General features: G+C 75.2%; 2 protein-coding genes. One reads left to right on the forward strand and one right to left on the reverse strand.

Annotated elements, in window-relative coordinates:
- Nucleotides 1-37: 37 nt before the first annotated feature.
- Nucleotides 38-931, reverse strand: a complete 894-nt coding sequence (locus IF88_RS0126940) for a LysR family transcriptional regulator (RefSeq protein ID WP_030717786.1) — start codon at nt 929-931, stop codon at nt 38-40.
- A 510-nt stretch (nt 932-1,441) separates the two neighbouring features.
- On the opposite strand from IF88_RS0126940, the gene IF88_RS0126945 reads away from it, so the two are divergent.
- Nucleotides 1,442-6,823: type I polyketide synthase (locus tag IF88_RS0126945; protein ID WP_051837616.1), on the forward strand; the 5,382-nt coding region annotated here is incomplete at its 3' end.

The raw sequence follows: 6,823 nt of genomic DNA on the forward strand, positions 1-6,823 counted from the left end.
AGGGGGCATGTCCCGTCGGCACACCGTCGACGCAGCGTCAGCGCACCGGCTCCCGGACCGGCCCCTCGTGTCCGGCCTGCGCGATGAACGCGCGGGCCGCGCGGCTCAGCGGCCGACGGGCGTGGGCGATGCCCACCGGGCGCAGCAGCGGCGGGGTGAAGGAGCGGATCTCGGCCCGGCTTCCGAACGCCCTCAGCACCACGTCGCGGTACCAGATGAGGGAGCCGCGGCCGTCCGTCACACCGGTCACCCAGGCGAGGCGTTCGTCGACCTCCAGGGAGGGGACGGGCCGTACCCCGAGGCAGCTGAACATGGCCTCCATCTCGGTGCGACGGCCGGTCCCCGGGGTGGGCAGGACCATCGGCAGCCCGTCGAGCATGCGCAGCGGCATCGGGTGGGGCAGTCGGGAGCCGAGCGGGGAGATCAGCACCACCTCGCGCTCCTGGATGAAGTGGGTGGAGAGCTCCTTGTCGACGGGCAGGTCCACCAGGGCCAACTCGGCGCGCCCCTGGACCAGTTCCTCGACGAGGACCTCCCTGCTGCCGTGCTGCTGGAGCCGGACGTCGACCGTCGGGTGCCGCTCTGTGAAGGCCCCGACCAGGTCAGCGGCCAGGTCGAGGGCGAGGGTGGGGGTGGTGACGAGGGTCAGGACGGCCCGGGTGTCCCTGCCGTGGGGGGTTCCGATGTCGTCGATGGCCTCCACCGCGTTGAGCACGGTACGGGCCAGCCGGACGACCCGGGCCCCCTCCGGCGTGAGGTCCACCCCCCTTCCCCGGCGGGCGAGGAGCTCGACGCCCAGATCGCGTTCCATGGCCTGGACGGCCCGGGACAGGGCGGACTGGGCGACGAAGACCGAGGCGGCCGCACCGGTGATGGACCGGCAGTCGGCGACGGCGACGAGGTAACGGAGCTGCGCCAGCGTGGGGGTCATGACCGGACGGTAACCTCGCGAGGCTGTACCTGTAAGGGCTCGTCGCATGAACAACTCCCCGGTGGCCGGTTTGCCTTCATGCCCGGGCGGCGGTAAGGCATGCCGGTGCGGCATGCCCGCGGGGGCGCGGCACCCCGGACCGCGCCGCGGGGTCGGCCGGCCCGGGCCCGGTAACACCGCAGGCCACGGCTCGGCCGGGGCGGTTCGCGGGTCGGCTCGGGGTACGCGCCGGGTGGTCCGGGGGCGCCGCGGGAGCGAAACACGGTACTCCGCATGGCTGTTGACAGTGCACGGAGACCACCGCACGATGCAACGCGGCATGAGGGTGTTTGATCACTGTTCAAGCCTGCCGCACTCCGGCAGACGTGCGAGACCGCCGCACTCCCCTCCTCGCGCTCTGTCGCGTTCCCCGCTCTCCGCTCTCCGCTCTCCGCTCTGCCGTTTCCGCCGTTCCGCCGTTCCGCCGTCCTGGACTCCGCCATGTCACACAGCACTGGAAGAGGAGCGCCCGTGACCCCCCACTCCCCGCAGTCCGCCGCCACCCGCGATCTGGTCGTCGCGGTCAGTCCCTTCGAGGAGCCCTGCCCGGCCGTCGTGACCGCCGCCGAACGCGCCGGGGCCCTCGGACTGCTCGACCTCGGCCGGGACGCGAACGCCGCGCGGAGCGGACTCGCGGAGTCGGGCCGCCGGCTCGGCAGCAGCGGCAGGTACGGGGTGCGGGTGCCCGCGGGCTGCCCGCTCGGACCGGAGGAGCTGCCGGCGGAGGTCGACACCGTGCTGCTCGCCGACCCCGCGTGGCACACCCCGGAGCGGGTGGCCGCGTGGACGGCGGCGGCCGGCCGGCCCCGGGTGTGGGCCGAGGTCACCAGCCTGGCGGAGGCCACGGCCGCCGTGGCCGCGGGGGTGGACTCGCTCGTCGCCAAGGGCCACGAGGCCGGCGGGCGGGTGGGCGCGGCCACCACCTTCGTACTGCTCCAGCAGCTGCTCGGGGCCCCCGCGATCCGGGTACCCGTACGGGCCTTCGGCGGGATCGGGCCGCACACGGCGGCCGCGGCCGTCGCGGGCGGGGCCGCCGGGGTGCTGCTCGACGCGCAACTGGCCCTGACCGTCGAGGGGGAGGCCGCGCTACCGGCGGACGTGGCCGCCGCGGTCAGGGCGATGGACGGTTCCGAGACCCGGCTCGCCGACGGACACCGGGTGTTCACACGGCCCGACCTCACCCCGCCCGAGGGTCCGGCCCACCTGCTGCTCGGCGCCCGGGCCCTGCGGACCCAGCTGCTGCCCGTCGGACAGGACGGCGCCTCGGCGGCCCGGCTCGCCGAGCGGCACCGGACCACCGGCGGTGTGCTCCTCGCCGTACGGGCGGCCATCGGCGGGCACCTGGCGGCCGCGGCCCGGACCCGGCCGCCGGCCGTCGCGCAGGGGCCCATGACCCGGGTGAGCGATCAGGCGGCCTTCGCCGAGGCGGTGGCCGCCGCGGGCGGCGTCCCGTACCTGGCGCTCGCCGTGATGGAGGGCCCGGACGTACGCCGGCTCCTCGCCGAGACGGCCGAACGGCTCGGGGAACGCCTCTGGGGCGTGGGCCTGCTCGGTTTCGCCCCGCCCGAGCTGCGGCGGGTCCAGCTGGCGGCCGTGACCGAGGCCCGCCCACCGCACGCGATCATCGCCGGGGGCACCCCCGCGCAGGCAGCCCCGCTGGAGGCGGCCGGGATCCGCACCCACCTGCACGTGCCCTCGCCCGGCCTGCTGGAGCGGTACATCGCCGAGGGGGCGCGACGGTTCGTCTTCGAGGGGCTGGAGTGCGGCGGCCACGTCGGGCCGCGCGCCTCGTTCCCGCTGTGGGAGGAGCAGATCGAGCGGCTGTTGTCCTGCCCCGAACCGGAGGCCTTGGACCTGCTGTTCGCGGGCGGGATCCACGACGAACGGTCCGCCGCCATGGCGGTGGCGGCCGCGGCCCCGCTGGCCGAGCGCGGGGCGCGGATCGGGGTGCTGATGGGCACCGCCTACCTGTTCACCGAGGAGGCCGTGGCGGCGGGCGCGGTACTGCCGGGCTTCCAGCGGGCGGCGGTGGAGTGCGCGGACACCGTACTGCTGCGCACCGCGCCCGGGCACGCCACCCGCTGCGCGGACACCCCGTACGCCGAGACCTTCGAGGCGACCCGGCGGCGGCTCGCGGAGAGCGGCGTCGAAGCGCGCGAGGTCTGGGAGGAGTTGGAACGGCTCAACCTGGGGCGGCTGCGGATCGCCAGCAAGGGGCTGCGGCGCGCGGCGGACCGGCTGGAGGCCGTAGACGAGGAACAGCAGTACGCGGAGGGGCTGTTCATGCTCGGCCAGGCCGCGACCCTGCGCACCGCGACCACCACGATCGCCGCACTGCACGCGCAGGTCACCGAGGGAGCCACGGCACTGCTGGAGCGCCGGGCCCGGGACTTCGCCGACGAGGTACGGGAGGCGGCCGATCCCCTCGACATCGCCATCGTCGGCATGGCCTGCGCCTACCCCGGCGCGCCGGACCTCGCCGCCTACTGGGCGATGGTCCTCGCCGGGACGGACGCCGTCACCGAGGTGCCGGCCGAGCGCTGGGACCCGGAGCTCTACTACGACGCCGACCCGGCCCTGGCCGGGGAGCGCACGCCTTCCCGCTGGGGCGGCTTCCTCGGCCCGGTGCCCTTCGACGCCCTGGCGCACGGCATCCCGCCCGCCTCCCTCGCCGGGATCGAGCCGGTGCAGCTGCTGGCGCTGGAGATCTCGGCGCGGGCCCTCGGCGACGCCGGCTACGGCCGCGAGCGCGCCTTCGACCGCTCGCGGACCTCGGTGGTCTTCGGCGCGGAGGCCGGAACCGAACTGGCGGGCGCGTACGGGCTGCGCGCCCTGTATCCCGCCTACCTGGGCGAACTGCCCCCCGCCTTGGACGAGCAACTGCCCAGGCTCACCGAGGACTCCTTCCCGGGGATCCTGGCCAACGTCATCGCGGGCCGGGTCGCCAACCGGCTGGACCTGGGCGGCGCGAACTGCACGGTCGACGCCGCCTGCGCCTCCTCCCTCGCCGCCCTGGACCTGGCCTGCCGCCAACTGCGCGACGGGGACAGCGACATGGTGCTGTGCGGCGGCGCCGACGTGCACAACGGGATCAACGACTACCTGATGTTCGCCTCCGTCCGCGCCCTGTCGCCGGGCGGCCGCTGCCGGCCCTTCGACGCGGCCGCCGACGGGATCGCCCTCGGCGAGGGGGTGGGAGCGCTCGTCCTGAAGCGGCTCGCGGACGCGGAGCGGGACGGCGACCGGGTGTACGCCGTGATCAAGGCGGTGGGCTCGGCCAGCGACGGCCGGTCCCTCGGCCTGACCGCACCCCGCCCGGAAGGACAGCGGCGGGCCCTGGAGCGGGCCTACGCACGGGCCGGCATCGCCCCGGCCGAGGTGGGCCTGGTCGAGGCGCACGGCACCGGTACGGTGGTCGGCGACAGCACCGAACTGGCCGTCCTCAGCGAGCTGTTCACGGCCTCCGGGGCCGCCGCCGGATCCTGCGCCCTGGGCTCCGTGAAGTCTCAGCTCGGCCACACCAAGTGCGCCGCGGGTCTCGCCGGACTCATCAAGGCGGCACGGGCCGTCCACTCGGGCGTACGGCCGCCGACCCTGCACATCGACACCCCGAACCCGGCCTGGCGGGCGGAGACCAGCCCCTTCTCCTTCGACAGCGAGGCCCGCCCCTGGGCCGTACCGGTCGAGCGGCGGATCGCCGGCGTGAGCGCCTTCGGCTTCGGCGGCACCAACTACCACGCCGTGCTGGCCGGTTACGGCGGCGCCGAGGAACCCCGACACGGCGTGGAGGAGTGGCCGGCCGAGCTGTTCTGCTTCCGCGGCGCGGACCGGAAGGCGGCCGGCCGGGCGATGACACGGCTCGCGGCCCGTCTGGAGGAGAACGACACGGCCGGACGCCCCTGGCCGCTGCGCGACCTCGCGGCGGAAACCGCCACCGGCTCCGGCCCCGTCCAGGTGGCGATCGTGGCCGCCGACCTCGACGAACTGGCGGCCCGCCTCGAACAGGCCCGCACCTTCACCGACGGCACGGGCATCCACATCGCACACGAAAAGAACGGCCTGACGGCCTTCCTCTTCCCCGGCCAGGGCAGCCAACGCCCCGCCATGATGGGCGAGTTGTTCATGGCGTTCCCCGCCCTGCGCACCCTCCTGGACTTGGCTCCGCCCCCGGTCGTGGCCGCGATGTTCCCACCCGCGGCCTTTACCGCCGAGGGACGGACGGCCCAGAGAACGGCGGTCACCGACACCCGCGTGGCCCAGCCCGCCCTGGGACTGGCCGGGGCAGCGGCACACCTGCTGCTCGGCGAGCTCGGCGTACGGCCGGACTGCGTGGCCGGGCACTCGTACGGGGAGCTCACCGCGCTCTGGGCGGCCGGGGTCTACGACACCGGGAGCCTGCTGCGGCTGAGCGCCCACCGCGCCGAGGCGATCCTGAAGGCCGCCGGCACGGATCCGGGCGGGATGGCGGCGGTGTCGGCAACGCCGGACGAGGTCGCCGCACACACCGACTGCACCATCGCGAACCACAACGCCCCCCGCCAGTGCGTCATCTCGGGCCCCACACCCACCATCGAAGAAGCGATCTCCGCACTCCGCGAGGCGGGCCTGTCCGCGGAGCCCCTCCCGGTGGCCTGCGCCTTCCACAGCAAGGTGGTGTCGGAGGCCTCGAAGGCCCTCGCCACGGCCCTCGCGGACACACCGATGACAGCCCCGGTCCTCCCCGTCTGGTCGAACACCACGGCCGACCGGTACCCGACCTCAGCCGAGGAAGTCCGGACCCTCCTGGCCCGCCAGGTAGCGGAGCCGGTCCGCTTCGTCGACGAGGTGGAGGCGATGTACGCGGCCGGCGTCCGCACCTTCGTGGAGGCGGGCCCCGGCCGGGTCCTCACCGCCCTCGTCGGCCGGATCCTGTCCGACCGCCCCCACACGGTGATCCCGCTGGACGTACCCGGCGAGCACGGCCTGGTCCGGCTGGTCACGGCGCTGGCGGAACTGACGGCGGCCGGCGTGCCGGTGGCACCGGAGGCCCTGTTCCGCGGCCGCACATCCCGCCTCCCCGAACGCGCCCCGCGCCGTCCGGGCTGGCTGGTCGACGGCCACCTGGTCCGCACCGCGTCCGGCACCCCGGTCCCCGGCGGCCTCCGCCCGGCACACCGCGTGGCCGCGCCGACTGAAGCCGTAGATCCGCGCACGACCGCGAATGGAGGCACGGGCATGACCACGAGTCGCACGGCAGGCGCCGAAGAGACCGTCCTGGAGTACCTCCGCGGTACCCGCGAGCTGGTCGCGGCCCAGCGGGACGTCCTGCTGAGCTACCTGGGCCTGCCCGCCCTGCCCGCGACGGGTTCCACCGGGGCCGGGAGTGTGCCGGGGCGATCCCCGCAGGGCGCCGAACGCACTTCCGCCCAGTTCTCCGACCCCCCGTCACGTTCGGCGTCCGAGGAGACGTCCCGGCGCGCGCCCGGCCCCACCTCTCCCACCGCCCCCGGCGGAGGTCCGGCCCCCGACCGGTCCCCCGAGGCGGTCATGCAGGTCGTCCTGGAGATCGTCCACACCCGGACCGGCTACCCCCTGGACATGCTCGACCCCGGCCTGGACCTGGAGGCGGACCTCTCCATCGACTCCATCAAGCGCGTGGAGATCATCGGCGCCCTGGCCGACCGGATCGGCCTCCCCCAGGACCCGGGCGGCTCCGCCGAGTCCGCGGTCGAGGAACTGTCCCGGATCAAGACCCTGCGCGCCATAGTCGACTGGATCACCACGCACACCACCCCCCAGCCGGCCCAGCAAGCGCACCCGCACCCGGCCCCAACCCCCCAGCCCCCCACACCCACACCCACACCGCCACTCACC

Source organism: Streptomyces sp. NRRL F-2580 (assembly GCF_000720115.1).
GTDB lineage: Bacteria > Actinomycetota > Actinomycetes > Streptomycetales > Streptomycetaceae > Streptomyces.